The organism is Salinimicrobium gaetbulicola (assembly GCF_042676025.1).
Taxonomy (GTDB): Bacteria; Bacteroidota; Bacteroidia; order Flavobacteriales; family Flavobacteriaceae; genus Salinimicrobium; species Salinimicrobium gaetbulicola.
Genome location: NZ_JBHTJP010000032.1, coordinates 384,710 through 408,142 on the forward strand (window position 1 = coordinate 384,710; position 23,433 = coordinate 408,142).

A 23,433-nucleotide genomic window follows, 5' to 3' on the forward strand; every position below is an offset into this window, starting at 1 on the left:
TTTTGAAACCTATTTTAAAAATCAAATTATGAAAAAACTCTTCTTCCTAAGCTTACTTTTCTGCAGCCTGACAGGTTACTCCCAGGAATTTTCTTCGGAAGAAGGGTTTTATATCGGGAAGCGTGAAGTAACGCCCAGCCTCTCCTTTCTTTCCGAAAAAGTCCCTGCCTCAAAATTCACTTTAATGGAAGTGAATTTTAAAAAGAACGAAAAAAGGGAAGTAAATATGATGGCAGTTATGGAGCGTGAGCGCTACGAGCGGGAAAGCGCTTACATAGAGCTGGAAAACCCGGCTCCACGGTTGGGAAAATTTGAAACAGGAGTCATCCAGTTCTCTAATGAGGTCAGGTTTCATGACCGAGGCTCCAACTATGATATCTACACAGGAAAAACAAAAAATCCGGCCTACAAAGAAATGCGGACCGGATTATTTCATGGGCATTATTCACCCTTTACTGGAAGGAGTTATACAACTCCCGTTCAGGATCCTTACTTAAGGTAAATCCCATTATCTTTTATATCAACCTGGCGTTGCTTGTAAAGATTCCCTAAAGCTCTTTTAAAGCTCTTTTTACTCATTTGTAACTGTGACTGGATCTCTTCCGGGGAAGACTTATCGGTCAGGGCTATAAATCCTCCTTTCAATTCCAAAGCTGTCAGGATCTCCTGTGCATTCGGTTCTATACTGCGGTAACCCGGTCTTTGCAGTGTTATATCGATCTTCCCGTCAGGTCGGGTCTTTTTGATATAGGCTTTCATCTTATCACCGGTGTGCAATTTCTGAAAAACATCATCTTTATAGATAAGACCCTGGTGCAATTGATTCACGATCACATTCCAGCCTAATTCCGTAGGATTACTAATGATGATATCCACCTCTTCGAAAGGTTCTACGGTAAGTTCAGAGTTATCAAGAAAGGCATTGGTCTTACTCGAAGCAACAAGTCTGCCGGTAAGTTCATCCAAATAACAGAAAACCAGGTAACGGTCTCCTTTTCTCATTTTGGTCACCTGCTCCTTAAAGGGCACAAAAAGGTGTTTTTCAAGGCCCCAGTCAAGAAAGGCGCCTATGTCTGAAACTTCAACACATTTCAGGAACCCGAATTCATCCAGCTTAATGAACGGCCTTAAGGTCGTTGCAACCGGTCTTTCCTCGTGGTCAAGGTACACGAAAACCTCGATCTCATCTTCGAGTTCAAAAGTTTCAGGTTTGTATTTATTCGGCAAGAGCACTTCATCCCCGTCGGTATTCTTCAGGAATAATCCCGGTTCTGTATCTCTGTCGATCTTTAAAATATGGTATTCACCAATTGTAAGCATAATCTTTATTTAGGCTGCAAAGATACTTTATTTTTCATGGCTTTTCTTCGGAAGTCTTCAATCCTTCATAAAGCTAAAATACTCCAGCAGAACCTCATCGTTCACTTTTCGTGGCGTGAAGATCTCCAGCACCTTCGGTTTATCTGAAGCATCAAAAAAGCCATTCAGCTCTTTCTCTATTTCTTCGGAAGAATTTGCGGCGGCATATTCAAATCCGTAGAGCTCACAAACGGGTTTTGCATTAAGCTGGTGGACGGTTTCAAAATAAGTGTCAAAAGTCTCCGAATTCTTATCTCCCGGTAGTATCCTGAAAATACCACCTCCCTGGTTGTTCATGATGATGATCCTGAAATTCTTGGGAATATAGTTGTTCCACAAGGCATTACTGTCATAGAAGAAACTTAGGTCTCCGCTTATCATGAGCACGGGCTCCTCGCCTACTATGGCCGCTCCAACCGAAGTTGAGATACTGCCATCAATTCCGCTGGTTCCCCGGTTACAATAGATCTTTAGGCTCTCCTTCCATTTGAAAAGCTGGGCATACCTGATGGTCGAACTGTTTGCCAGGTGTAAAATGTGATTTTCGGGCATTCTTGGAACGATGGCCTGCATGGCTTTTAGATCTGAATAAGGGATCGCATCCATATATTCATCATGGCGCACCTGCCTTTTACTTCTTATGGCTTGCCAAAAAGAGGAATAATCGCTTTCGATTTTTTCCGTTAACGGAAGAAAATTTCCGAAGAAAGAATCGGGCGTGGTTTCGAAATGTTTATTAAGACAAAAGAAGGTGTTGTATGCCTTTTTAGAATCTATGTGCCAGTGCTGTTTAGGCTGGTAATTTCTAAGGAAAGCCTTGACCTTTTTTGAAACGATCATCCCTCCGAAGGTTAACAGAATATCAGGTTGTAAGGCCTTAAACATTTCCTCTTTATTCTCGTCTTTTTCGATAGGCCCTATCACCGTATCAATACGGGTGAAAAACCCGGGCTGGTGTACATTCGAGGTAGTTTCAGTAAACACGATTACCGAGTCATCATTCGCCAATTCATCAAGGAATTGCTGTTCTACAGCATTTGGCTGAGCAACCCCGATTATGATCATTTTCTTTTTCGCCTTATTCCAAAGATCCGCGTATGCTTTTAACTGGTTTCCGGAATAGGTGCGCTCTTTGATCTCGGGCAGGATCTGGATAGGATTCACCTCCACATCTTCCACCAGGTCATAAAGCGGTTCGTAAAAGGGAACATTGATATGCACCGGTCCTTTTCCTTCGATGGCATTATTGAGCGCCAGGTTTATTTCCCGCTCGTTATGTTTCTGAGATTCAAATTGCTTCTGCTGTAACTTTTTATCGATCGCTTCATTTTCCAATACCAATTCAGAATGAAGATTGGCCGAGTATAAAATGTGGTTCTCAAAAACGTTCTTTTGTCGAATTGTTTGTCCGTCACCAATATCAATACGTTCCACAGGCCTGTCGGCTGAGATCACCACTAAAGGAATATCACTGTAAAAAGCTTCGGCAACCGCCGGATAGTAGTTCAGCAAAGCAGACCCGGAAGTACAAACTACCGCGACCGGCTTTTTCAATTGCTGGGCCATTCCCAGAGCGACAAAGGCAGCACAACGTTCATCAACGACGCTGTAGGTATGTATGGTTGGATTATGGGCGAACCCATTGGTAAGCGGCGCATTTCTGGAACCCGGTGAGATCACCACATGGTGAATGCCTTTTGCCTCACAAAGAGCGACGATGGAACGGGCAACCGGTATTTTGGGGTATTTCAAAAGTGTAAGATTTAAATGTCAACCAAATTTACAATTTCCCGAAGACTTGCAAGCTTATTTAAAAAGCACTTTTTTCATGGTCTGCGCTTTATTGACCGTCTCCTCCCACTCAGCTTCAGGATTTGAATCTTTGGTAATGCCGCCACCCACAAAAATATTCGCGTGATCCACCTCCAGTTTCATGCATCGCAAGTTGACAAATAAGGCGCTTTCATGTTTGACGGTACGATACGCGAGATTTTCAACATTACGGGTATTACGGGAGCGCTGTATATTTTTCTGAAGATTAAGTTCTCCTAAAAATCCCGTATAGAATTCCCGGTCATAACCTTCTTCAGAAAGTATGAATTCCTTCGCCTTTTCCTTCGGAAGCCCGCAAACAGCAGGGGTTGGATGCAAAGCCGAAATGATATTTTTCAAACCTGCTTTAGGGTCATGCAACCTTCCCGAAATATCTGTTCTAAGGTGTAAAAGGCTGCCTGCTTTAGCAGTATAAACATTTGACTTCTTTATTCCGCTCGAAGGGACACCTACTCTTTCCAGATTTTCCAGGATCGAATCGGTTACAAATAGTTGTTCCTGTTTTTCTTTTTCGCCCCAAATTACATCGGTACTTCCATTAAATTTTTGGGTGCCCGCCAAAGCCATGGTTTTAAAACTGTTCCCTTCTACCTTCAAAAGAGTTTCAGGGGTAGCAGCCAGCCAGCAACCGACTTTAGGATGGTACCAGAGATATACGAAAGCGGTTGGATAATTCTGCAGAAGTTCTCTAAAAAGACTTACCGGATCTGTATTTTCCAGAGTAATCTGTTCCTTTCTTGAAAGCACCACTTTGTCAAGTTCCCCGGAAGTCAATTTTTCCAGCCCTTTTTTGACCAGAGCAACATGTTGCTCCTTTGTAGCTTCGGAAGAATGGTTTAAAAGCGTTTTCCCTTCAGCCGAAGACGCGGAAGTTTCTACAACATTGGTATCAAAAATGTGTTTTTGAGCAGCATCTTCCGGAATAAGGATAACCTGTCTTCGATCGTCAAAAGGAGCGAAAATAAATCCGCTTTCTAAGAAGTCTTCAGAAGTAAATAGTTCGGATGAGTCCTGCAAAAAGACAGTTCCTTTCTGCTCATCTGGCTTTCTGTAAGCGACAAAAGGTAATTTATTATCGTACTGCTTCCGAAGTATGTCAAAAATTGATCCTTCGGTCATGCTTATTTCTTTTTAGGTAAGGTAATGGTGGTTAATTTCACCACAGATATCAGATTATCAGCTTCATCTGTAATGCGAATATCCCATAGTTGCGTGGTTCTTCCTTTATGGAGATAAGTAGCTTTCGCAAAAACAAAACCTTCAGAAATACTTTTTAAATGATTGGCCGTTATCTCAATGCCGCGGACGTAAAACTCATCTGTATTTAGAAAAATAAAGCTGGCCATGCTACCTACAGTCTCAGCCAGGGCAACAGTCGCCCCGCCATGTAGCACTCCGTCGGGCTGATGAACTTTGGGAGTCACGGGCATTTTAGCGATCAGGTAATCATCCCCTACTTCAGAAACTTCAATATCAAGGGTTTCCATGAGGGTGTTTTTGCATATCTTTTTCAAAAGCGCGTGAATTTCCTCTTTGGTCATAGCATTTAGATTGGTTACTTTGTAAAAGTACAAAACCAGTCAGGAATTATGATCAACGAAAAAGAGGTTTCTTACAAAGCCACCAATACTTACAGCACGCTCAACACTTATAGTGACAAAACGAAAAACGTTTGGGCGGTATTCCACGGTATTGGATACCTAAGCAAATATTTCCTGAAATACTTCAGGCATCTGAACCAGCAGGAGAATTACATAATTGCGCCTCAGGCCCCTTCGAAATATTATCTCAATGGAAAATATGAACATGTTGGAGCTTCATGGGCAACCCGGGAAAACACCGAGATGGAAATAGAGAATGTGCTGGCTTACCTTGACGAATTATACAAAGAAGAGGATCTTGAAAATGCACCTAATCTTATCCTTTTTGGATATTCCCAGGGAGTTTCTGTAGTATCCCGTTGGGTCGCCAGGCGAAAGATCCAGTGTTCACAAATGATCTTTAATTCCGGAAGACTTCCGAATGAATTAACTCCTCAAGATTTCACTTTTCTGGAAAATACTAAGGTCAGATTTATTTACGGCACAGAAGACCCATTCGTGAACCGTGAATTCCTGGAGTCGGAAGAAAATAGGATCCGGGAATTATTTCCGAAGAATTTAAAATTCATGCCCTTTGACGGCGGACATGAAGTAAATAAGGAAATGATCTCTAAACTTTCTGAGGAGTCCTGAAAGTAGATCCCTAACTCTTTGATTTTCTGAAATTTTCCCTAAAGAAATAAGCAATAGTTTTAAAATACGTGTCTATTGCGTCATCAAGGAATATCGCAATGGTCTATGTTTGGTGACATATAGCCTTCTTAACCACAGCATTTTGATCATTTATCAAATTTTTATAACCGTAGGAATAGCTATTATTCTAGTGGGAGCTTACATCTGTATAAAGATGTGGAAGTAGGTGTCCGGGGTACACTTAATCCTCTATTTTAAAAAGCAGGAAACTCGCTTCAACTTAAAACTTCAGCTAAGATCAACACCAAATAAAAAAGCGTGGCTCTGTGAAAGAACCACGCTTTTAGTATATAAGGAAGAGAGTTTACTTCACTTCTTCGAAGTCAACGTCTTCAACATCATCACCTTGCTTAGATTCACCACCGGCTTCTCCGCCTGCAGGTCCTCCCTCAGCTCCGGTTGCACCCTGCTGGGCACCACCCTGAGCTTCGGCTTGTGCTTTGTACATTTCTTCTGAAGCTACTTTCCATGCCTCATTGATCTTGTCTAATGCAGGCTGAATAGTATCTACTTCTTTAGTTTCATAAGCTTTCTTCAACTCTTCCAAAGCATCTTCGATTGGCTTCTTCTTGTCATCAGAAAGTTTATCACCAAATTCTTTCAGTTGCTTTTCAGTCTGGAAGATCATAGCATCAGCCTCATTAAGCTTATCTACTTTTTCTTTGGCTTTCTTATCGGTTTCAGCATTCGCTTCGGCTTCCTGCTTCATCTTTTGGATCTCTTCTTCAGTCAATCCTGAAGATGCTTCGATACGAATATCCTGAGATTTACCGGTAGCTTTATCGGTAGCGCTTACTTTGATGATACCGTTGGCATCAATATCAAAAGTTACTTCAATTTGAGGTGTTCCTCTTGGCGCCGGTGGAATACCATCTAAGTGGAATCTACCAATAGTCTTGTTATCGGTTGCCATTGGACGCTCTCCCTGTAACACATGGATCTCAACAGATGGCTGATTATCGGCCGCAGTAGAGAATACCTGTGATTTCTTAGTTGGAATGGTCGTGTTCGACTCGATCAACTTGGTCATTACACCTCCCATAGTTTCAATACCAAGAGAAAGTGGAGTAACATCAAGAAGCAATACATCTTTCACGTCTCCTGTCAATACACCACCCTGGATAGCTGCACCAATCGCTACAACCTCATCTGGGTTTACTCCTTTAGAAGGTTTCTTTCCGAAGAATTTTTCAACTTCTTCCTGGATCTTAGGCATACGAGTTGATCCACCAACAAGAATTACCTCGTCAATATCACTTTTTGAAAGACCTGCATCGCTAAGCGCTTTTTGAACAGGATCCATAGAACGCTTAACCAACGTATCGGCCAATTGCTCGAATTTAGATCTTGTAAGAGTCTCTACCAAGTGTTTAGGTCCGCTTGCTGTAGCGGTCACATATGGCAAGTTGATCTCAGTTTGAGAAGAAGACGAAAGCTCGATCTTCGCTTTTTCAGCAGCTTCCTTCAAGCGCTGAAGTGCCATAGGATCTTTTCTAAGATCGATATCTTCTGCTTTTTGGAAAGTATCAGCCAACCAGTCAATGATCACCTCATCAAAATCATCACCACCCAGGTGGGTATCACCATTTGTAGAAAGTACTTCAAAAACTCCGTCTCCTAATTCAAGGATAGAGATGTCAAAAGTACCACCACCAAGGTCATAAACTGCGATCTTTTGGTCTTGTGATTTTTTATCTAAACCATAAGCCAAAGCTGCAGCAGTCGGCTCATTGATAATTCTTCTTACTTTAAGTCCTGAGATCTCACCGGCTTCTTTTGTAGCCTGACGCTGAGAGTCATTGAAATATGCTGGTACGGTAATAACGGCTTCAGTTACATCCTGTCCAAGATAATCTTCTGCAGTCTTCTTCATTTTCTGAAGGATCATAGCAGAAAGCTCCTGAGGAGTGTACATACGTCCGTCAACCTGAACACGTGGAGTGTCGTTATCTCCTTTTACTACTTTATAAGGAACTCTTCCTGCCTCTTTTGAAGACTCAGAATATTTATTCCCCATGAATCGTTTAATAGAAGCAATGGTTTTCTCCGGGTTGGTTACTGCCTGACGTTTCGCAGGATCCCCTACTTTTATCTCGCCTCCTTCTACAAATGCAATTACAGAAGGAGTAGTTCTTTTTCCTTCGGCGTTAGGAATTACCGTTGGTTCGTTCCCCTCCATTACGGCAACGCACGAGTTGGTAGTACCTAAGTCGATTCCGATAATTTTACTCATAATTCTATAGGTTGTTATTTATTGTTTTCAAAAATTTTTAATCAACCACTTAAAGTCAATCATTATGCCACCTGAAATTATATGACAGGATGTCATTTTTACTTCGGAAGCTGTCTTATTCCTTTAAAACTCCCGACAAAATTGCTTTGAAGTTTATTCTGAATTATATTAAGGTATTATTACATTTGCGCGCTAAATTAGAGGAATGGAAAGTATAAGCGTTTTTGACATGCTTAAAATAGGAGTTGGTCCTTCCAGCTCCCACACCTTAGGGCCCTGGCGAGCAGGTGAAAGATGGATCAAGGAACTAAAGGAATCAGGGAAATTCGATATGGTCGAAGGGATCACTATTCACCTTTATGGCTCTCTTTCTCTTACAGGTATTGGTCATGCTACAGATCTTGCCACGATCTTAGGCCTACTGGGTTATGACCCCGTTACCATTCCCGTTGAGAACATTGATCCTGAGATAAATAACCTCAAAACCTTTAAGCGTCTCAACCTGAATAACGAGCGTTCTATTGATTTTGACTTCGAAAACGATATAGTCTTTAACAAGAATTTCCTTCCATTTCATCCAAACGGAATGAAGTTCGTTGGCAGGCTTTCCAACGGAAAGACCACTTCTTCTACCTTTTATTCAATTGGTGGCGGATTTGTGGTGAAGGAGGAACGCAAGAACGCGAAGAAGAAACTTGCAAAGTTCAAGGAATTCCCTTTCCCCATTATAAAAGCTACAGATCTTTCCGCTTACTGCAAACAAGAAAATAAGAAGATCTCCGAGATCGTTTATGAAAACGAAAAATCTCTTCGCACCGAAGCAGAAATAGACGCCGGATTAAAAGCTGTCTGGGATGTAATGCTGGAGTCCATGTACCTGGGTTGTCATACTGAAGGCACTCTGCCCGGAGGTTTGAATGTACGCCGAAGAGCCCCTGACTCTCATAAAAAGCTCATTGGAGATTTTAAATATGAAACCCCGGAAGAATGGATCGAAGTAATTCGCAAAACCGAAGTGAAGTTCAGAAGCATCCTGAAATGGGTAAGCTGTTTCGCGTTGGGAGTCAATGAAGTAAATGCTTCTTTGGGAAGAGTTGTAACTGCTCCCACAAATGGTAGCGCCGGAGTAATTCCCGCGGTGCTTATGTATTACCTCACTATTGAAAATCACGACGCCGGCTTCGAGAAAATCAAGCAATTCCTTTTGGTTGCCGGAGAAATAGGCAGTCTATTCAAAAAAGGTGCGACCATCTCTGCCGCGATGGGAGGATGCCAGGCCGAAATTGGAGTTTCTTCCTCAATGGCAGCCGGGGCTTTAGCCGAAGTAATGGGTGGAACACCTGAACAGGTGATGATGGCTGCCGAGATCGCTATGGAACATCATTTAGGATTAACCTGCGATCCAATTGCCGGTTTGGTTCAGATTCCTTGTATAGAAAGGAATTCCATGGGGGCCATAAAAGCCATCAACGCTGCTGAAATGGCCATGGACGCAGATTCCATTCACGCGAAGGTACCGTTAGACAAGGTAATAGAAACTATGTGGGAAACTGCGAAGGATATGAACTCTAAATATAAAGAAACTTCAGAAGGCGGACTTGCGGTAAGAGTGAGTTTAAGTGACTGTTAAACCTCCCCGGTCCCCTCCTTTTAAGGAGGGGTGTCCGAAGGACGGGGTGGTGAGCTACTTCTTGGCTATATCCTCACAACCTTCCCTCCTCCTGGTATCAATCAGGTAGATAATCTTCCACTTATTATCCTTTTTAAAAAGCTGGAAGTTGTTTACTCCACAGTGACTAAAACCGTCATTCAGGAAAAAAGAATAAGGAGTCCAGGCATTAGCCATTGCTCCGTCGATCCTTATGTCATAACTGTGAATTACTTCTTTAAAAGTAGTTTCAGAAGGAATTGAGACGATATTTTTCAGCACTTCAGAGATCTCTTCATTATGTAATTTGATTTCACCACTTTTTGACTTTCCGACAGTTTGCACTATAACACCTTCAGCCAGAACAGATTTCATTATGATAGAATCCTTGGCATGAAAGCCTTCAAAAAAAGTTTCTATGACATTTTGTATTTCTGAACCTTCTGAAGCCTCCTGTCCAAATGAGGAATAACCCATGAAAAGTGCGAACAGGCATACAATAGCTTTTTTCATTTTTTGGATAGTTTTGGAATGTAGAAGCCGAATTTAGTACTTTTACGGGAATTTAAAATCAACCTACATGTCAGTCGCTAAGAAACAATACAAACGCGTCACTACTAAATCCCTTGTAGAGATGAAATCTCAGGGTGAAAAGATCGCTATGTTAACCGCCTATGATTATACCATGGCCAAGATCGTTGACGGCGCGGGTATAGACGTCATTTTGGTAGGTGATTCTGCCAGTAACGTTATGGCCGGGCATGAAACCACCCTTCCAATTACTCTTGATCAAATGATCTATCATGCGGCCAGTGTGATTCGTGCGGTTGAGCGAGCCCTTGTGGTGGTTGATCTTCCCTTCGGAAGTTATCAAAGTGATCCTAAAGAAGCCTTGCGTTCAGCCATCAGGATCATGAAAGAAAGTGGCGGACATGCAGTAAAATTAGAAGGAGGAAAAGAGATCAAGGATTCTGTAAAAAGGATTCTTAACGCCGGAATTCCTGTTATGGGACATTTAGGACTTACTCCACAGTCTATCTATAAATTCGGAACCTATACGGTTCGTGCCAAGGAAGAAGCGGAAGCCGAAAAATTAAAAACCGATGCGCTTATGCTTGAAAAAGCAGGATGCTTCGCCCTGGTACTGGAAAAGGTGCCGGCTAAGCTGGCAAAAGAAGTGGCAGACAGCCTTACCATTCCGGTTATTGGAATAGGTGCCGGAAACGGTGTCGACGGTCAGGTATTGGTGACTCATGATATGATTGGGATGACCCATGAGTTCAATCCACGATTCTTAAGACGCTACCTGGATCTTTATTCTGATATGACCAAAGCATTTGAGAGTTACCGAAGCGATGTGAAAAGCAAGGATTTCCCTTCAGACGAGGAACAATACTAGTTAAGAGTTTGGAGTTCGGAAATAATAAATAGTATGAAGATCAGGTATTCAAAAAAACAGTTTCTCTTTAATGGTCTATTAGGAGGCACTTTTTTATTGGCCAGCTTAATTCAATTGTTTAGAAAATCGGAAAGTTTTTCAATCTATCACTTAGTTTACGGGATTCAATTTCTGCTTGGCCTTACTATGGTTACCCTTTATTTCTTCCAAAGAAAATTTCAGTATTTAACTTTGGAAAATGGTGTTTTGACAAAAAATAATCTTAGGAAAAAGTCAATTCTACTTAATGAGATTATTCAAATCAAATCCTTTCCTGGGAAGATCAGACTGTTTACTTCGGAAGCAAAGGAACTCAGTATAAATACTGAACTCATTAGCGAAGATTCCAGGCATGAACTCTTAAAGGTTTTGGGTTCATTAGAGGTAGAAAACAACCCTTTTGTAGGATATTCCACAAAAACTTCATAAAAAACACATTTTTGGCTAACAATATTCTTTCCACTCCACAAAACCTGCAGGTCCTTTATGAGGACAATCACCTGATCATAATCAATAAACGACCGGGAGATATTGTACAGGGTGATAAAACCGGGGACACGCCATTAAGTGAGGTAGTAAAGGAGTATCTAAAAGAAAAATACAATAAACCCGGAAATGTTTACCTGGGAGTTGTTCATCGCCTGGACAGGCCTACCAGCGGAATTGTGGTTTTTGCCAGAACTTCCAAGGCCCTTCCCCGCCTAAACAAACTTTTCAAGGAAAAGGATGCTAAGAAGACCTATTGGGCGATCGTGAAAAATGCACCTCCAAAGGAGGAAGATAAGCTGGTTCATTTTATGAAACGAAACCCTAAGCAGAACAAATCTTACGCCCACATTAAAGAAGTTCCGGACTCCAAAAAAGCCATTTTAGACTACCGCCTTTTAAAACACCTAAACAATTACTATCTCCTGGAAGTCGACCTACATACAGGAAGGCATCACCAGATAAGAAGTCAGCTGTCATCTATCGGTTGTCCTATAAAAGGAGATCTGAAATATGGTTTTGACCGAAGCAATAAAGATGCAAGCATTCACCTACATGCTCGAAAATTGGTCTTTATACACCCTGTGAAAAAGGAAAAACTGGAGATCGTTGCCCCACCCCCAAAAGATCCTCTTTGGGATGCCTGCTTCTGAAATCCGGTTTAAATTATACAGAGACTAAATCTTCCTGAGAATATTGTAACTTGGGTTTATATATTCTGAACCTGATGAACACAGATTTTACCCCTTCTGAAGATAACATTCCAAAAATAATAGACCTTCAAAAAGCCTTTTTTGAATCGGGAGGCACACGTGATGTTTCAGTCAGGATCGAAAAATTAAAACAGCTGAAGAAAGTAATTGAACGCAGAGAAGATGATATCTGCACAGCACTTCATAATGATTTTCGAAAACCTGAATTTGAAACCATAGTTACCGAAACTTCGTTCATTATTAGTGAATTGAAGTACATCATCAAAAATCTTAAAAAGTGGGCGCAACCGAAAAAGGTTTCAAGCACGCTTCTTAATTTTCCATCCAGGGATTTCATCTATTCAGAACCTTATGGCAACTGCCTGATCCTGGCTCCCTGGAATTATCCTTTCCAGTTAAAAGTTTCTCCTGCTATAGGCGCTATTGCTGCCGGAAACACGGTAGTTCTCAAACCAAGTGAATACTCTCCTTACACTTCTCAAATTGTGCAAGAGATCTTCGCGGAAGTCTTTTCTCCGGAATGGGTAAGCGTGGTGCAAGGGGAAGCGTCAGCTTCACAGAAATTACTGGAGCACAAATGGGATTATGTTTTTTTCACCGGAAGCGTTCCTGTGGGCAGGATCGTCAATAAAGCCATTGCGCCTCATCTTACCCCGGCAACCCTTGAACTTGGCGGCAAAAGTCCGTGTCTCGTCCACAAATCAGCAAAGATCGACCTGGCAGCTAAAAGGATCGTTTGGGGAAAATTTGTCAATGCGGGACAAACCTGCATCGCCCCCGATTACCTTTTGATTGATTCTGAAGTAAAAGAAGAATTCTATTCTGCCGTCAAAAAGGAACTGAAATCTGCTTACGGTGACCATCCTAAATCCTCTCCTGACCTGGCAAGGATCGTCAACCAAAAGAACTTCGAACGCCTGGTCAATTTACTGGATAACGAAAACTGTATTATCGGCGGCGCTTCAGATGCTGACTCCCTGTACATAGCACCTACTCTACTGGACGAGCCTTCTCTGGATTCTGAAGTGATGAAAGATGAGATCTTTGGGCCTATTCTACCGGTGATCTCATATACTTCAGAAAAAGAAATTGGCGAGGTCATTAATAAATACCCTAAACCGCTTTCGTTGTATATTTTTTCCGAAGAGAAACGATTTTCAGAAGAGATCCTTCAAAAATTCAGTTTTGGAGGCGGCACCATAAATGACGTTCTGGTTCATATCGCAAACAAGAATCTACCTTTTGGAGGCGTAGGAAACAGCGGATTTGGGGCTTACCACGGTAAATATTCATTCGATACGTTCTCTCATAAAAAAAGCATAAGTAAACGAAGTACCTGGCTGGATCTCCCGTTTAAATATGCTCCTTATGGAAATAAAGTCAACCTGATCAAAAGGTTTTTGAAATATTTCTAGCCCTTCTTAAGTTTCAAAGAATACAGGTCCTTTCTGCGATCAGTAAGGTTACGCACACTTCCAAAGGTGTGGAGTTCCTTCAATAGATCGAGGTCTACATCTACCAATAAAGTGCTTTCTGTGTTAGGGGTAGCTTCGGCTTTAATTCCGTTAACAGGGAAAGCGAAATCTGAAGGGGTGAAAACCGCACTTTGCGCATATTGAATATCCATGTTGTTCACTTTTGGCAAGTTTCCTACTGAACCGGCAATAGCGACATAACACTCATTTTCGACCGCCCTGCTCTGTGCGCACAACCTAACCCTGGAATATCCATTCTGAGTATCGGTCATAAATGGCACGAACAAGATATTCATTCCCTGGTCTGCCAGTATCCTGGAAACTTCCGGGAATTCCACATCATAACATATTAGAACCCCTATCTTTCCGCAGTCGGTATCCATGGTTTTCAGTTTGGAGCCTCCTTTCATTCCCCAGGCAGAAGCTTCGGCAGGAGTGATATGCAATTTTTCATAACGCTCATAACTTCCATCCCTGCGGCATAAATAACCCACATTGTACATGTGCTCTCCAATGTTCTGAGGCATGCTTCCCGTGATGATATTAATGTTATAAGTTATGGCAAAATCCACAAAGGTTTCCAGTAGTTTATCTGTATAAGATGCCAGAGATCGGATGGCTTCGGCTTCATTTAAATGATTGTATTCTGCCATTAACGGGGCATTAAAGAGCTCTGGAAACATGATGAAATCACTCTGGTAATCACTCACAGCGTCAACGAAGAACTCCAGCTGCGAAACCAGCGCGTCAAAGTTCTTAAACAGTCTCATTTGCCACTGCACTAAACCAAGTCTCACCACCTTCTTTGGGGTAAATATGAGCTTGTCAGGTTTAGAATAGTATATGTTATTCCACTCCATAAGGGTCGCGAACTCCTTACTGGCGAAATCGCCGGCAAGATACCCCTTGATCACCTTTTTTACGTGGAAGTCGTTAGAAAGCTGGAAAGAAAGCACAGGGTCATGTATTTCCTTAACTTTTACTTTCTCAATATACTGCTTGGGAGTAAGCTCTTCGGCAAATTTTGAATAGTTAGGTATTCTACCTCCAAAAATGATAGATTTCAAATTCAGCTGCTCACAAAGTTCTTTTCGGGCCTCATATAATCTCCTCCCAAGTCTCATTCCGCGGTATTCGGGATGAATAAAAACATCTATTCCGTATAATACATCTCCGTTCTTAGTGTGCGTCGAGAAATTTTCACCACCCGTGATCTGTTCATAGGTGTGATTGTCATCGTACTTGTCATAATCAACGATGATAGACAAGGCACAACCCGCGATCTTTTCATCAATGATAATACAGAACTGGCCTTCCGGGAATTTCTTTATCAGGTTTTTGATCTCCTGCTCGCTCCAATATTCGTTAGCCAGGGTGGCATAACTCTCTATCATGGAGATCTTCAATTCCTTATAATCCTTTACGCTGAGGTTGCGCAGCTCTATTTTTGCAGAATCTATCACTGTCAATTTTTTTACGAAGATATTGCTTTAAATGCTTGTTTTAAAATGAATAATACAGTGTAAAAATCAGTTTGGAAATTATTTAACCCTTTTAAATAAAATTCTAAATTTTTTTAACTCTGTAAGACAAATTTTACAACATAAAAACCGTAAACACTTTAGAATTCATTATTTTAGCACTCCTTAAATGGAATGGGTGTCAAATTACTTCGCGGACTTAATTAGTGTAGGGTTAAATTGGAGTCTTAGAAGATGACACCCTCCTTTTACAGGAGATCAAACCTGATCTTTTCACCCGTCACTTTCTGCGCTAAGGTGTTTAAACCATTTTCTGATAACTGAAGAATTCTTGGATAGCCCCCTGTAGTTTGTCCATCTCTCATTAGAGCGATCAATTTTCCCGAAGGAGTCAACTGCACTGTTCCCGGCAGAACCGGCCCTGTCAAAATTGGCTCCAGTGAATTCTCGAGGATTTCACCGAATTGAATTCCCATACGATTGTTGTTTTGGTCCAGGGAAAATTCATCATTAAATAATCTCCTCCTCTGCGCTTCGGAAAGATTCTCGAATTCAGGCCCTTGGAAGGCTTCAACAAATTTAGAGTTTATGTAGTCTGGGGTTTTTATTCCGGAGTAATTATCAGGGAAACTATCTCCCCCGGATTCATACGGAATTTTCATCCCTTTTTCTATTTTTAAATACCCGGTCAATCCGTCATACCAACTCCGGCTATTCAACACCTTTTCAGATCTAAAGCCCCCTTTGACCGCGAGATAGCTCCTGCAGCCGTAAATCCTTTTCCTAAAACTCAGGATCTGATCCTTGAAAATAGTATATGCTTTATTATTTTCTATAGGTTGCCCATTTATGGCAGGAGAAAGATGAGCGCCGGTTACTGCTATTTGGGTTTCTTCAGAAAAAGACAGCCTCGGCCCCATTTGAGTAATTTCCAGAACAGCCGCATCCTTAGGATTTTTCAGTAAAAGATTCGCAACCCGGAAAGCATTACTATCCATCGCTCCACTAACCGGAACTCCGTACTCCATAAATCCAAAGCGACCCAGATCCTGAATACTGGAAAATAACCCCGGATGCAGAACTTCCATTTCAGCCATCATATCTTTCCGCTTTAAATTGGAAAGTTCCATTTTGAACCTCTTCAGAAATTTGCTGGTGCTCCTTAAGACCTATTGAATAAAATTTGATCTTATCACCTGCGGAAATCTCACAGGGAGGAATTGAATTTTTATCAAAAAGAGCCACCGGAGAATTGCCTATAATTTGCCATCCGCCAGGACTGTTTTTTGGATAGATCCCGGTCTGCTGTTCACCTATTCCCACAGCACCTTTTTCAACCGATAAACGGGGCTGATATTTTCTTGAACAATGAAGCTTTTTATTCAGTCCGCCCAGGTATAAAAAGCCGGGTAAAAATCCAATGAAATAAACTGTATAAATCGGTTCGGAATGCAGGTCAATTATCTCGGTTTTTGACAGATCTTTTTCAGCTGAAAGGAAGTTCATATCAAGTCCGAATTTATCATCATAACACACGGGAATATGATAGAGACTCCTTTCAATTTTATTCTGTATATTCGCTTCATTAATCAGGTTCTTTAACCGCGAAACCTCTCCATAGACATCCTCTATTACAGAACTGTAATTTATTAATAATGAATTATATGCGTTTATGACTTCAACCTTTTCTTTAAGTAAGTAATTTTGGATTATTTTTTTGAGAGCCAGTAATTTTTCCAGCAAATTTTCATTGATAGCAGGTTCAAATTCAATCAAAATTGACCGCCCACCCATTTGTCTTATCCTTGGAAAATCTTTCATGAACTATGCGCAATTTTCACATCGAGTTCCCTGAATTTTTGATGAAGATATTTCAGGATATCAACCGCATCTGGAGTGTCACTGTGAAGGCAAAAAGTGGTTGCCAGGCAATCTATTTTTTCACCATTTAAACAGGTGATTTTACGGTCGTGAAACATGGAAAAAAGGTGTTTGAAAACGGCTTCTTTTTGGGTGATCAAAGCTTCCGAATTTAATCTTGAAACAAGGCTGCGATCGGGGTTATAATTTCGGTCTGCAAACGCCTCATAGATCACCTGAATTTGTCCTTCTGCCATACGTGCGATGACAGAGTTTTCCGGAGCATACAACATCAAAGGATCATCGAATTCCTGAATGGTGTCTATTATAATCGCGGCGATCTTTTCGTCTTTTTGAGCATCATTATATAATGCACCATGAGGCTTCACATGCAGGAGGTTTGCCCCTTCAGCTTCGGCGATCTGTTTTAAACTTAAAATTTGTGCCATTAATGACCTTTTAAGTTCCTTTGGATCGATCTTCATACTTATCCTTCCGAAGTTCTCCTTATCTGGATAAGAAGGATGAGCACCGATCTCGACATTATGCTCCATGGCAAGATCTACAGTGTGATGCATTGACTCAATGGTCCCGGCATGGCCTCCGCAAGCAATATTACAGGCAGAAATAAGAGGCATGAGCTCCTTATCATACTCCCCTCCTTCTCCAAGATCGCAGTTGATATGAATCTTTTTCATTTAAACCGATTTTTAAAACCCTTGAAATACCGAGTATATTGATTTGGCACCAAGGAATACCGTAATTCCTATAATTATTAATCCCAGCATATTCTGTCTGAGCGTATTGGTGTATTCTCCCATCACGGTGTTTTTGTTAACGACCCAGAAGAGGAAGATGGCTACCACCGGTAACAATATTCCGTTTGCCACCTGGGCAAACTGTATGACCGCAACCGGTTTAAAACCCAATGAGGAAAAGAACATTCCTAGCAATAATACACTTGCCCAAACCAATTTGAACCTTCTTGAATGTAAGCCTTTTTTCCATCCTAAACAACCCTGAACAACATATGCTGCAGCCAGAGGAGCGGTAATTGCTGAAGAAATTCCGGCAGAGAACAAGCCTATTGCAATGAACCAGGTTGCAAAGCTACCAAAAAGAGGTTCCAGGCCTTCAGCAAAGTCGGCTGCGCTATAAACATTGGTGATCCCTGAGGCTGCCGCGGTGACCACAATAGCCATGGATACCACACCTCCTAACAGGATGGCCCAAAAAAGCTCTTTCCGGGCAATTTTTAAAGCAGTGACTCCTTTCCATTTTTCACTAACCAGCGAAGCGTGTAAGAAGAGGTTATAGGGCACCACAGTGGTTCCAATCAGCGCCATGACCGTTAGGATACCAGCGTTTCCTTGCGACGGAAGGAATAATCCTCGTACCAGTTCCAAAAGATCGGGTTTCACGATAATAGCCGTGATCACAAATGAAAAGCTCATTATTCCAACCAGACCTATAAAAATTTTCTCCAGAACCTTATAATTACCAATTGCGAGAATTCCGAAGGCAATCAGGCCAATTGAAAGGCTCCACAAATTTATGGAAATCGCACCGAATTCGATCATGTAGGAAGGCAGGATCGCAGACATCCCTAAAACTGCGCCTGTTATATTACCAGCCTCATAAGCTGCATTGCCTAATACTATAGCGGCAAAGATCAGTAAAATGGATAAGGTCCTGAAAATGGGGTTTTTGATCTCGTTTCTGATAACCTCACTTAACCCCTGACCTGTTATAATACCAAGACGCGCAGCCATTTCCTGCAAAATCATACACGCGATAATAGATAATAACAACGCCCACAATAAGGCAAATTTGAATTCAACACCGGCCAGTGTACAGACCGTTACCGTACCGGGCCCAATAAATGCCGCGGAAACCAGCACCCCGGGACCTACATTTTTAAACCATTTTTTCACTCTTTAACCTTAGATTCTTTTAAAGCATATACAGCGAAAGATCCAAGCCAGTGTCCGCCCTCGTAGGAATCACCTACCAAATTCGGGAAGGAATTTGATACATGCTGATTGGCAATGGTTTTCAAGTGGCCGTATCTTTCAGGGTATTGTTTAGCAAGACCATAGAGCGCCCATGCGCGACTAAAATTGAGTCCGTCGAGATGCACCAGTTTACCATCGGTTCTGTCTGAAACTACCGCAACTTCAAGAAGGAAATCCTCTTTCTTCAATTGTGGCATAAAATCTTCCATCCATAGTCGGAAAGCGTTTTCAGGAAGGACCCTGCGCATAATATCAATTTCTGAAAAGCATGGAGAAAGAAAATCGAAACCGCTAGGTTCCCATGCCAATGGACAGTCATCATCTGTAAGGTAAAATTCCCTAGCACGGGTCTCGATCATTTTTTGCAGTTCTTGCTTTTCAGTTGTCTTGGCATAATCATAAGCAAAAGCCATCGCGAATGCAGTATTGGAATGCTCACCTACCCTGATAGGATATACCAGTTTAGGCAGAAACTCTTTGAATTTTTGAGTAATCAGGGTTGTTAAAGGCTCCAGGTTATTTTCAAGTTCCCGTGCCAGAGGATCATCCCAGTTATGGATCTCTTCTGCCAGCTTCAACACCCAGGCCCATCCATAAGTACGCTCAAAAGTTCCTTCCTGGGGGTTCTGAAAATATTTCACTTCGGCAAGTATATTCTCCTTGGAAAGAGATTCCTGAAGTTTATTTCTAATTTCCTCCTCTTTCTCCAGGTCGGGGAACTGTCTGATCAAACTAACTAGCGTCCAGTGTGCGTGAACCGAAGAATGCCAGTCAAAACACCCGTAAAAAGCAGGATGTAGTTCGCTGGGTTCAGAGATTTCCTGTGCACTGGAAAGAGTTTGATTCAGTTTATTAGGATATTCAACATTGATACAATCCAACGGGAGTTGAGCTAAGGTATTTGCCTGACTCAAGGTCAGCTGAACAGGCTTTTGTCCTTCAATTACTGAAACCGCATCATCTATTAAAGTAGAATCTTCTTCAGCCCCAATATTTTTTTCCGGACCTTCGTCACTTCCTTTACAACTTATCAAGGCCAATGTGGCCAGTATAAAAACAATTCTTTTCATTAAAGTAGGTTTTATTTAATTCAGCCCAACCAGCCTTCCCTATCCAGACTTCTGTACTGAATGGCTTCACTGATATGGGCTCCGCTTATTTTTTCTGAATTTTCCAGGTCGGCAATGGTACGGGAAACTTTAAGGATCCGGTCATAGGCTCTTGCCGAAAGGTTTAGTCGCTCCATGGCAGTTTTCAGCAAGTGCATGGACTCTTTATCTAGATCACAATACTCTCTAATCTGTCTCACGTTCATCTGAGCATTGTAATGCACATGGTCATTTTCCTTAAATCTCTGTGTCTGCCTGTCCCGTGCCGCTGTCACACGTTTTCTTATATCCACGCTGCTCTCCCCTTTTCTCTCTTCACTCAGTTTTTCAAAAGGAACAGGAGTAACTTCAATATGTATATCAATGCGATCCAGTAACGGTCCGCTGATTTTGCTTAAATATCGTTGCATTTCCCCGGGTGATGAAGTGACGGGTGCGCCGGGCTCATTAAAATAACCACTCGGGCTGGGGTTCATACTGGCCACCAGCATAAAACTGGAAGGATAGGTTACCGTGAATTTTGCTCTGGAAATGGTCACTTCCCTGTCCTCCAAAGGTTGTCTCATAACCTCAAGAACACTGCGTTTAAACTCCGGTAGTTCATCAAGGAATAAAACCCCGTTATGAGATAAAGAAATTTCACCGGGTTGGGGATAGGTTCCCCCGCCAACCAATGCGACATCTGAAATTGTATGATGCGGACTCCTAAAAGGCCTGTGAGCCATAAGCCCTACATTTTCTTTTAATCTTCCAACTACACTATGGATCTTGGTCGTTTCCAAAGCCTCATGAAGAGTCATGGGTGGAAGAATACTGGGAAGACGTTTTGCAAGCATGGTCTTTCCCGCTCCGGGAGGACCAATCAGAATTATATTGTGCCCGCCTGCGGCGGCAATTTCCATACAGCGTTTGATCGATTCCTGACCTTTTACATCGGCAAAATCATGCTCTGGATTTTCAAGTTCTGAGTAGAATTCTTCACGGGTATCGATCACTGTTTTCTCCAGCTCAATTCCCCTGTCAAAAAACGCAATGATCTCTTCGATATTTTCAATACCGTAAACGTCCAGACCACTTACAATGGCGGCTTCTTTTACGTTTTGCTTCGGAAGGAAAAAACCTTTAAAACCTTCTTTTTTGGCTTTAATGGCAATAGGCAGGGCTCCTTTTATAGGCTGGAGGCTACCATCAAGGGAGAGTTCTCCCATGATGATATACTCGCCTATTTTTTCTGCTTTGATCTGACCTGAAGCTATGAGAATCCCCATCGCAAAAGTAAGGTCATAAGCCGAACCTTCTTTTCGAAGGTCAGCCGGAGCCATGTTCACGGTGATCTTTTTACCGGGAAGGCTGCGGCCCACATTTTTCAATGCCGCTGCAATCCTGAAACTGCTTTCTTTCACAGCACTATCAGGAAGGCCTACCAAGTGGTATCCAATGCCAGAGTCTACGTTCACCTCTACCGTAATGGTAGTGGCTTCCACGCCGAAAACAGCACTTCCGTAAACTTTTACCAGCATTTAAAAATTTGTTTTTTTAAATGTAGTAAAATTTTATGCAAAGAAATTTACGCCTTTACCTTTAACACATTTTTACGATAGTACTCCAGTATTCCGTCAATAGGACGTTGTACGAAGTTTCCCGGCTCCAACCAAAACGGTTGTAACGCATCTTTAATTATGTCCTGAGAGAAATATGCAATAGATCCTACAAAGTGGATAGGCACATTCTGCGCTTCTTTAAAACATAACACCCTGTGCTCTATAAAGTTCTGCATTCCCTCAGCAATTAACTGATAGAAATATCCATTCCTTTCATTCTTGAAAATGAATTCCGCGAAATGAGCCAGATAGGTATTTGGGTTATCGTTTTTATAGATGTTCTCCTTAATGGTATCTGAAGAAAGATCGTATTCTTTTTCAAATTTTTCAGCAATCACCTTCGGCATTTTCTTGTAATAGTAGTCGCGAATAAGCCTTTTTCCGAAGTAATTCCCACTAGCCTCATCCATTAGGATATAACCAAGAGAATCTACCGCTGTCCTGACGTCCTTGCCATCAAAGTAACAACTGTTCGAACCTGTTCCTAGAATACAAACAATTCCGGGTTTATCTGTCACGGCGTAAGCTGCCGCTACCATATCTTCTTTAACCTGTACTTCAGTAGCACTGGCAAAATACGTTTCAAGGATATCTTTTAACTTAGCGGTTGGTTTTGGAGTTCCACAACCGGCACCATAGAAATGTACACGTTCAACCTTTTCTATAGCCCCTTTAAGTTCTTCATTTTCATTCAGTCGTTGCTGAAGTACGTCGGTTTTAAAAACCGCCGGATTTAATCCTTTTGTTCTAGTTTTGAGTATCTGCTCTCCTTTCGAATCCAGTAAGATCCAGTCACATTTGGTAGAGCCTCCGTCTGCAATTATTATCATAATTGAAAATTAAAGAAAAACCCTGAATTAAATAATTCAGGGTTTTAAAATTCTTTATTTAAGTGAAGCCACATAAGTGGACAACTCTACTAATTTAGCTGAATAGCCATATTCATTATCATACCAAGCAACCAGCTTAAAGAAATTGTCGTTAAGAGCAATTCCGGCTCCGGCATCAAAATTACATACGTAAGAATTTGATACGAAATCCTGAGAAACTACTTGATCTTCAGTATAAGAAAGTACTCCTTTATAGGCACCTTCAGAAGCTTTTTTAAATGCAGCTTTAATATCCTCGTAAGAAGCAGCTTTCTCTGTTCTTACTGTTAGGTCAACCACAGATACGTCGGCAGTAGGAACCCTAAATGCCATACCTGTTAGTTTTCCGTCCAATTTTGGAATTACTTTACCAACTGCTTTAGCCGCACCTGTTGAAGATGGAATAATATTTAAAAGGGCACTTCTACCACCTCTCCAGTCTTTTTTAGATGGACCATCTACAGTCATTTGTGTAGCAGTAGTGGCGTGAATGGTAGTCATAAGTCCTTCCACCAATCCAAATTCATCATCTACAATCTTTGCAAGTGGAGCAAGACAGTTGGTAGTACATGAAGCATTTGATACAATGGTATCTTCTGCTTTAATATCTTTATGGTTTACTCCCATTACGAACATTGGCGCATCTTTTGACGGTGCAGAAATCACCACTTTTTTAGCACCTGCTGTAAGGTGTTTGGCAGCGGTATCTTTTGTTGTAAAGATTCCGGTACAATCCATAACGATCTCAGCTCCTACCGCATCCCACTTAAGGTCTTCAGGGTTTCTTTCGGCTGTGATACGAACCGTTTTACCGTTTACAACTAGGTTTCCTCCTTCAATTTCTACAGAACCTTTAAAAGTTCCATGAACTGAATCATATTTTAAAAGATATGCCAAATGATCTACATCAAGCAAGTCATTAATCGCAACAACCTCTACATCTTCTCTTTCGGCAGCAATTCTGAAAGCTATTCTTCCTATCCTACCAAATCCATTTATTCCTATTTTAGTACTCATAA

At 41.6% G+C, this 23,433-nt stretch carries 21 protein-coding genes; 6 read left to right on the forward strand and 15 right to left on the reverse strand.

The features are described from left to right. Nucleotides 1-28: 28 nt before the first annotated feature. Nucleotides 29-502: a hypothetical protein gene (locus tag ACFQ1G_RS03205; RefSeq protein ID WP_380736829.1), complete on the forward strand. Its 474-nt coding sequence runs from the start codon at nt 29-31 to the stop codon at nt 500-502. On the opposite strand, the gene ACFQ1G_RS03210 is transcribed toward ACFQ1G_RS03205, so the two are convergent. Genes ACFQ1G_RS03210 through ACFQ1G_RS03225 form a run of 4 tightly spaced genes read right to left on the reverse strand, consistent with a single transcriptional unit; the run spans nt 490 to nt 4,733 of the window. Continuing rightward, nucleotides 490-1,320, reverse strand: a complete 831-nt coding sequence (locus ACFQ1G_RS03210; protein WP_380736830.1) for a CvfB family protein — start codon at nt 1,318-1,320, stop codon at nt 490-492. The two genes, ACFQ1G_RS03205 and ACFQ1G_RS03210, sit on opposite strands and share 13 nt — an antisense overlap. Nucleotides 1,321-1,377: 57 nt before the next feature. After that, the gene (gene menD, locus ACFQ1G_RS03215) at nt 1,378-3,111 is read right to left on the reverse strand and encodes a 2-succinyl-5-enolpyruvyl-6-hydroxy-3-cyclohexene-1-carboxylic-acid synthase (protein WP_380736831.1); all 1,734 of its coding nucleotides are present in this window, start codon (nt 3,109-3,111) and stop codon (nt 1,378-1,380) included. Between the two features lie 54 nt (nt 3,112-3,165). Further along, nucleotides 3,166-4,311 carry a chorismate-binding protein gene (locus ACFQ1G_RS03220; protein ID WP_380736832.1) on the reverse strand — a complete coding sequence of 382 codons (1,146 nt, stop codon included), beginning with the start codon at nt 4,309-4,311 and terminating at the stop codon, nt 3,166-3,168. Nucleotides 4,312-4,313: 2 nt separating this feature from the next. After that, a complete protein-coding gene (locus ACFQ1G_RS03225) occupies nt 4,314-4,733 on the reverse strand; it encodes a PaaI family thioesterase (protein ID WP_380736833.1) in 420 nt (139 codons plus the stop codon). A gap of 48 nt (nt 4,734-4,781) precedes the next feature. On the opposite strand from ACFQ1G_RS03225, the gene ACFQ1G_RS03230 reads away from it, so the two are divergent. Further along, nucleotides 4,782-5,426, forward strand: coding sequence for an alpha/beta hydrolase (locus ACFQ1G_RS03230; protein ID WP_380736834.1), 645 nt, complete (start codon nt 4,782-4,784; stop codon nt 5,424-5,426). A gap of 364 nt (nt 5,427-5,790) precedes the next feature. On the opposite strand, the gene dnaK is transcribed toward ACFQ1G_RS03230, so the two are convergent. Continuing rightward, on the reverse strand, nt 5,791-7,719 hold the full coding sequence (gene dnaK / locus ACFQ1G_RS03235; RefSeq protein WP_380736835.1) for a molecular chaperone DnaK: 1,929 nt from the start codon (nt 7,717-7,719) through the stop codon (nt 5,791-5,793). A gap of 205 nt (nt 7,720-7,924) precedes the next feature. Between dnaK and ACFQ1G_RS03240 the strand changes: the two genes are divergently transcribed. Next, nucleotides 7,925-9,349, forward strand: coding sequence for an L-serine ammonia-lyase (locus ACFQ1G_RS03240; protein WP_380736836.1), 1,425 nt, complete (start codon nt 7,925-7,927; stop codon nt 9,347-9,349). Nucleotides 9,350-9,403: 54 nt separating this feature from the next. Here the strand turns inward: ACFQ1G_RS03240 and ACFQ1G_RS03245 are convergent, their stop codons facing one another. Beyond that, complete coding sequence (locus ACFQ1G_RS03245) at nt 9,404-9,880, reverse strand: nuclear transport factor 2 family protein (protein ID WP_380736837.1); 477 nt, start codon at nt 9,878-9,880, stop codon at nt 9,404-9,406. A 67-nt stretch (nt 9,881-9,947) separates the two neighbouring features. Between ACFQ1G_RS03245 and panB the strand changes: the two genes are divergently transcribed. The 3 genes from panB to ACFQ1G_RS03260 all read left to right on the forward strand — a co-directional run bounded on the left by panB (nt 9,948) and on the right by ACFQ1G_RS03260 (nt 13,419). After that, nucleotides 9,948-10,766: a 3-methyl-2-oxobutanoate hydroxymethyltransferase gene (gene panB, locus ACFQ1G_RS03250; protein ID WP_380736838.1), complete on the forward strand. Its 819-nt coding sequence runs from the start codon at nt 9,948-9,950 to the stop codon at nt 10,764-10,766. A 479-nt stretch (nt 10,767-11,245) separates the two neighbouring features. Next, nucleotides 11,246-11,944 (forward strand): RluA family pseudouridine synthase, encoded by a 699-nt coding sequence (locus ACFQ1G_RS03255; protein WP_380736839.1) that lies wholly within the window; start codon nt 11,246-11,248, stop codon nt 11,942-11,944. Between the two features lie 74 nt (nt 11,945-12,018). Beyond that, on the forward strand, nt 12,019-13,419 hold the full coding sequence (locus tag ACFQ1G_RS03260; protein WP_380736840.1) for an aldehyde dehydrogenase: 1,401 nt from the start codon (nt 12,019-12,021) through the stop codon (nt 13,417-13,419). On the opposite strand, the gene ACFQ1G_RS03265 is transcribed toward ACFQ1G_RS03260, so the two are convergent. From ACFQ1G_RS03265 to gap, 9 genes are all read right to left on the reverse strand, one after another. After that, complete coding sequence (locus tag ACFQ1G_RS03265) at nt 13,416-14,942, reverse strand: GNAT family N-acetyltransferase (protein ID WP_380738443.1); 1,527 nt, start codon at nt 14,940-14,942, stop codon at nt 13,416-13,418. The genes ACFQ1G_RS03260 and ACFQ1G_RS03265 overlap by 4 nt on opposite strands. A 266-nt stretch (nt 14,943-15,208) precedes the next feature. Then, nucleotides 15,209-16,090 (reverse strand): 5-oxoprolinase subunit C family protein, encoded by an 882-nt coding sequence (locus ACFQ1G_RS03270; protein WP_380736841.1) that lies wholly within the window; start codon nt 16,088-16,090, stop codon nt 15,209-15,211. Then, entirely contained in the window at nt 16,050-16,781 is a 732-nt protein-coding gene (gene pxpB, locus ACFQ1G_RS03275) for a 5-oxoprolinase subunit PxpB (RefSeq protein WP_380736842.1), read from the reverse strand. Before pxpB ends, ACFQ1G_RS03270 begins: the two co-directional genes overlap by 41 nt. Then, nucleotides 16,778-17,518 (reverse strand): 5-oxoprolinase subunit PxpA, encoded by a 741-nt coding sequence (gene pxpA, locus ACFQ1G_RS03280; protein ID WP_380736843.1) that lies wholly within the window; start codon nt 17,516-17,518, stop codon nt 16,778-16,780. Before pxpA ends, pxpB begins: the two co-directional genes overlap by 4 nt. A 12-nt stretch (nt 17,519-17,530) precedes the next feature. After that, on the reverse strand, nt 17,531-18,754 hold the full coding sequence (locus ACFQ1G_RS03285; RefSeq protein ID WP_380736844.1) for an Nramp family divalent metal transporter: 1,224 nt from the start codon (nt 18,752-18,754) through the stop codon (nt 17,531-17,533). Next, nucleotides 18,751-19,905, reverse strand: coding sequence for a DUF2891 domain-containing protein (locus ACFQ1G_RS03290; RefSeq protein WP_380736845.1), 1,155 nt, complete (start codon nt 19,903-19,905; stop codon nt 18,751-18,753). Before ACFQ1G_RS03290 ends, ACFQ1G_RS03285 begins: the two co-directional genes overlap by 4 nt. 20 nt (nt 19,906-19,925) lie before the next feature. Further along, on the reverse strand, nt 19,926-21,464 hold the full coding sequence (locus ACFQ1G_RS03295; RefSeq protein WP_380736846.1) for a YifB family Mg chelatase-like AAA ATPase: 1,539 nt from the start codon (nt 21,462-21,464) through the stop codon (nt 19,926-19,928). Nucleotides 21,465-21,511: 47 nt separating this feature from the next. Continuing rightward, on the reverse strand, nt 21,512-22,375 hold the full coding sequence (locus tag ACFQ1G_RS03300; RefSeq protein ID WP_380736847.1) for an N-acetylglucosamine kinase: 864 nt from the start codon (nt 22,373-22,375) through the stop codon (nt 21,512-21,514). A gap of 54 nt (nt 22,376-22,429) precedes the next feature. Next, nucleotides 22,430-23,431, reverse strand: a complete 1,002-nt coding sequence (gene gap, locus ACFQ1G_RS03305; protein WP_380736848.1) for a type I glyceraldehyde-3-phosphate dehydrogenase — start codon at nt 23,429-23,431, stop codon at nt 22,430-22,432. Between the last annotated feature and the right edge of the window lie 2 nt (nt 23,432-23,433).

Bases quoted from the DNA above. Each gene is read 5' to 3' on its own strand.
- ACFQ1G_RS03225 (WP_380736833.1), bottom strand. From the start codon at position 4,733: ATGACCAAAGAGGAAATTCACGCGCTTTTGAAAAAGATATGCAAAAAC.
- dnaK (WP_380736835.1), bottom strand. From the start codon at position 7,719: ATGAGTAAAATTATCGGAATCGACTTAGGTACTACCAACTCGTGCGTT.
- pxpB (WP_380736842.1), bottom strand. From the start codon at position 16,781: ATGAAAGATTTTCCAAGGATAAGACAAATGGGTGGGCGGTCAATTTTG.
- ACFQ1G_RS03245 (WP_380736837.1), bottom strand. From the start codon at position 9,880: ATGAAAAAAGCTATTGTATGCCTGTTCGCACTTTTCATGGGTTATTCC.
- panB (WP_380736838.1), top strand. From the start codon at position 9,948: ATGTCAGTCGCTAAGAAACAATACAAACGCGTCACTACTAAATCCCTT.
- ACFQ1G_RS03240 (WP_380736836.1), top strand. From the start codon at position 7,925: ATGGAAAGTATAAGCGTTTTTGACATGCTTAAAATAGGAGTTGGTCCT.
- gap (WP_380736848.1), bottom strand. From the start codon at position 23,431: ATGAGTACTAAAATAGGAATAAATGGATTTGGTAGGATAGGAAGAATA.
- pxpA (WP_380736843.1), bottom strand. From the start codon at position 17,518: ATGAAAAAGATTCATATCAACTGCGATCTTGGAGAAGGAGGGGAGTAT.
- ACFQ1G_RS03300 (WP_380736847.1), bottom strand. From the start codon at position 22,375: ATGATAATAATTGCAGACGGAGGCTCTACCAAATGTGACTGGATCTTA.
- ACFQ1G_RS03220 (WP_380736832.1), bottom strand. From the start codon at position 4,311: ATGACCGAAGGATCAATTTTTGACATACTTCGGAAGCAGTACGATAAT.
- ACFQ1G_RS03295 (WP_380736846.1), bottom strand. From the start codon at position 21,464: ATGCTGGTAAAAGTTTACGGAAGTGCTGTTTTCGGCGTGGAAGCCACT.
- ACFQ1G_RS03205 (WP_380736829.1), top strand. From the start codon at position 29: ATGAAAAAACTCTTCTTCCTAAGCTTACTTTTCTGCAGCCTGACAGGT.
- ACFQ1G_RS03260 (WP_380736840.1), top strand. From the start codon at position 12,019: ATGAACACAGATTTTACCCCTTCTGAAGATAACATTCCAAAAATAATA.
- ACFQ1G_RS03270 (WP_380736841.1), bottom strand. From the start codon at position 16,090: ATGGAACTTTCCAATTTAAAGCGGAAAGATATGATGGCTGAAATGGAA.
- ACFQ1G_RS03290 (WP_380736845.1), bottom strand. From the start codon at position 19,905: ATGAAAAGAATTGTTTTTATACTGGCCACATTGGCCTTGATAAGTTGT.
- ACFQ1G_RS03230 (WP_380736834.1), top strand. From the start codon at position 4,782: ATGATCAACGAAAAAGAGGTTTCTTACAAAGCCACCAATACTTACAGC.
- ACFQ1G_RS03210 (WP_380736830.1), bottom strand. From the start codon at position 1,320: ATGCTTACAATTGGTGAATACCATATTTTAAAGATCGACAGAGATACA.